Annotated in this window: 4 protein-coding genes and 2 pseudogenes; all 6 read right to left on the bottom strand. The window is 43.5% G+C overall.

Annotated features, from left to right (window positions below):
- A pseudogene (locus H6A13_RS12645) lies at positions 1–403 on the bottom strand (hypothetical protein); the annotation flags it as partial.
- Between the two features lie 211 nt (positions 404–614).
- Positions 615–1,511, bottom strand: coding sequence for a DUF3658 domain-containing protein (locus H6A13_RS12640; RefSeq protein ID WP_243424803.1), 897 nt, complete (start codon positions 1,509–1,511; stop codon positions 615–617).
- A gap of 141 nt (positions 1,512–1,652) precedes the next feature.
- Positions 1,653–1,901: pseudogene (locus H6A13_RS12635) on the bottom strand (GNAT family N-acetyltransferase); the annotation flags it as partial.
- A 9-nt stretch (positions 1,902–1,910) separates the two neighbouring features.
- Complete coding sequence (locus H6A13_RS12630; RefSeq protein ID WP_204909898.1) at positions 1,911–2,474, bottom strand: YrzE family protein; 564 nt, start codon at positions 2,472–2,474, stop codon at positions 1,911–1,913.
- Positions 2,475–2,506: 32 nt separating this feature from the next.
- The gene (locus tag H6A13_RS12625) at positions 2,507–2,884 is read right to left on the bottom strand and encodes a DUF5655 domain-containing protein (RefSeq protein WP_204909897.1); all 378 of its coding nucleotides are present in this window, start codon (positions 2,882–2,884) and stop codon (positions 2,507–2,509) included.
- A 26-nt stretch (positions 2,885–2,910) separates the two neighbouring features.
- On the bottom strand, positions 2,911–3,728 hold an 818-nt coding region (locus tag H6A13_RS12620; protein ID WP_204909896.1), incomplete at its 5' end, for a hypothetical protein.

Genomic DNA, 3,728 nt, shown 5'->3' with positions numbered 1-3,728 from the left:
GTTCCTCCTGGGTTCCATTGTAGAATACAATGTGCTGAGGAAAGGGAAATTCCTTGGGCGAACTACTGTAGATATTAATCTCACGACTGGAAATGTGTCTGGTATAAACACCTGCGAAATACAGAAGCCCCCGCATAGGCATATTGGGATTATAAGTGCTCTGGTGCTCATACAGGTTCAGCTCCGCGTCGATCAGGAAGGACAAATCGTTCTTCATGGAAAGGTACAGCACATTTTCCAGGGTGTTGACCTCCAGTTCTTCCGGATTGTCATAGTCCGTCCCGTTGATCGCATTATATAGATCCAGAAGGTCCTTCTTGTTCTTAAACACAAAGCGAAACAGGCGATCCTTGTAGTTGCGGTTCGCAGTGGGATATTCCTGAGTATGAAATTGTTGCATCATTGATTTTCTCCTTTCATTATAGAAAACAAAACAAACCGTTGCAACCTTTAAGTGAGCTCAAAAAAGGTCTGGAATAAAGTAGCGGAAACCGCCGGATATAAAATGGACGGCCGGAAGATCCGGCCTTTGCGGGAAGAAGAACCCTCCCATTGATTGTTTGTTCATTATAGTGGATAAGCTGTTAAAAAACAAGATGGCAGAATAGACAAATCTATTCCCTGCCATCTGCCCTACAAATCACTCTCGCATATTTGTTTTCGGAATCTTCCAATACCTTAATTTTATCCTGCTGAATAAAATATTCGATTCGCTTTGCAAACCACCAGTCGCCCATGCCTATCTGAAAATTCCCAAGAATATCGCCTATCAATCTTGCCTCTTTGACTGGCTTATATGTAAGTTTTTTCCATATCAAAAAATCATGAAAATCTTCTTGAACACCGGTAATTCTTCCATTTATCACAGCTCTGAGCGGGCTGTTGTCCTCTGTCAATTCTGCCCATAACAGCGCATATATCCCCACCTCTTCTTTGGTCAGTATCCTTTCATAGGATAAGAACCCCGCAAATTCCTCCGCCGAGACTTCGCCCCAGTTTCTATATGAAATAACACTCGTTTTTCTTACTACATATTCAGGAAGTTTTACGACATGAATCTCATTCTTATAGTTTTTCAGCATTTGACACAGACTATAAAAGCCACATCTGAAATAGGGCGCGTCGCTGTACCATATCCGGATTATCTCTCCATCTTCGAGATACTTTCTCAAACGCAATAATTCATTCGTGTAAACTTCCCCTGTCAATTTCAGTTCTTCATCTATTTCCGGATTCTTACCATATTGATTTTGTGCGTACATGGAATAAATCAGATGTTTCCGGTACTGACTGTCTACGGCCTCTTTGATATTACCAATATCCAGCATAAAACCAAGACAGATCACTTCTTCCACCGTCCCTTCTACCCAACCAGTAAAAGGTCTCTCTGGCGGTGTCTTTTTCCCTGACTTCCATACCGATGTTGGTCCACTTACATGCCCCAATATTACCTTAGTTTTTGCAGCTTTCATGGAGGCTGCTTCGCTTTCTCCAAATAATACTTCAATCATATCTATTTCCTCGTTTGGTATCATTGTAACAACAAGATCCGTTACAAAGCCACCATTTAAGCATGGAAATGCGTCAACCCATAGTCGCGAAGTAATAAAATGTTCCATCACATCCTTTATCTTGCAACTATCCATTCCAGGCTATTGTAATTCCATAAACAAGATGGGGTACGGATTCCCCTGCTCGTCAATCTCTGACCTTTCCCGAACCCGGAATCCCATATGCTCATAAAATCCTTTTGCCTGTGGATTCTGCTCATTGACAGTCAGTTCTTTGACGCCATATTCTGTAATGCCATATTCCAGCAGCTTTCTTCCCAATCCCCTTCCCCGCTCTTCAGGCGCAAGAAACAGCATTTCCAGCTTTCTGCCGTCAATCCCCTTAAAAGCAAAGAAACCTTATTCTTCTGTCTCAGCATCCCCCATATCAAGTTTCATTACAACTCTCGTACGAGGCAGATACATTACATCCGCTATGTTTATACTATCCTCCCTGCTGTATCGTTTGTATGTGCTTTTGTTCACTGTGAACCGCCGCTTTTTTCCATCTTCATCCAGTCCTTCTATCTTATAGGGGATATAATAGTCCATTTCCGTATCAACATCCCATGAGATAACCCGCAATCGCGTACACTCTGGCTTAGAAATATATGGAATGTCAAGGATTATATTTCTCAAAAAAATAAAACAGAAAAAAAGCGAAATACAGAGAAAAAGAAGCCACAGCAAAGCACCTTTCCGGCTTTCTATCCTCCGGTAAGAATAAACCAGCAATCCTCCCGCTACTATGATAAGAATTACTCTTTTCACTATATGTGTGATATAGCCTGCGATCCCTTCTTCAAGATACCCGCCGCCTACCCACATCATAAATAGCGTATATAATGACAGCAAAACCAGTATAATAATTCCTACCACTATGTAAAAAGTTCTGTTTCCTTTTTCTCTTCTGCTGCTTTCCAAAAATCTCACTCCGTCTTTTTCTGTGGAAACTTTTATTTCGTATTCGCAAAGGTATACGCCTCTGCTACCCAGCCCAGCAGTTCTTCATCCACCTCATCTGCTGATCCGATCACGATATGCGTCGTCCACCGCCCCGGATAAGGTTCTGTCTTCACGGCCACCCGGGGAGATTCCAGCGGATAAGGCATGCCAAGCGTGATCACAAGGTAGGGATCTGGCAGCTCTTTCTTCTTTTTTACCCGGGCAAAAGATACGCAGGCAAAGAGATACCGGTTTGAAAAGGATATCTGTGATTTCTGCACCTTAATCCTCGTGTCCGGATATTGATCCATAACTGCGCCTGCAAATGCTTCATACAATGGAAGCGCTTCCGGCTGCTGTTCAAAAAACAAAAGTGTAGCTGTATCCATCTGTCTGTTTCTCCATCACATCTCATCTACCAATTTTTCTCTATATAACCCATTGCTTCCTCTTCCGTAAGCTGATAGGTGTCCTGAAGTTTTTGCAAAATCTGCCCCTTCGGAATATCGAATTCCTTCAAAGAACGGATCAAGCCACCGATTCCCCGCTCCTGCTCTTCCTTTTTACCATCTTGATATCCATCCTCATAACCCTCTTTTTTCATGGCTTTTTCGTATGCTTCCTGGTCAAATCCTTCCAGTACCATCTGTACCACCTCTGCTTTCTGCAATCTCAGGATATCCGCCAGGACCCCGCCGGCAATACAGCTTTCCACCGCCCCTTCCACTGCTTCCTGCAGATCTTGCCCTTTCGCCTGATTCTTCCGGATGGTATCCACGAAGATGGCGTATTCCTCCAGACGTCTGCATTTTTTCATCAATTCCCGGTTATGCCCATAATTGATATTCAACATCAGTGTCTGACATTCCAGGCAGGGCTCTTTCTCCCCGGTTGGCCGCTGGAAGAGATCTGACAGTTTTAAAATCTTCCGGTCCGGTTCCTCCTGGGTCCCGTTGTAGAACACGATGTGCTGGGGAAAAGGAAATACTTTAGGTGAACTGCTGTAAATATTGATCTCACGGCTGGAAATATGTCTGTTGTAAACACCTGCGAAATACAGAAGCCCCCTCATAGGCATATTGGGATTATAAGTGCTCTGGTGCTCATACAAGTTCAACTCCGCGTCGATCAGGAAAGACAAATCGTTCTTCATGGAAAGGTACAGCACATTTTCCAGGGTGTTGACCTCCAGTTCTTCCGGATTGTCATAGTCCGTCCCGTTAATCGCATTAT

The organism is Mordavella massiliensis, assembly GCF_016902415.1.
GTDB classification, from domain to species: domain Bacteria; phylum Bacillota; class Clostridia; order Lachnospirales; family Lachnospiraceae; genus Merdimonas; species Merdimonas faecigallinarum.
The sequence above is the reverse complement of the archived record's forward strand: the minus strand, read 5'-3'. Positions and strand labels throughout refer to the sequence as shown.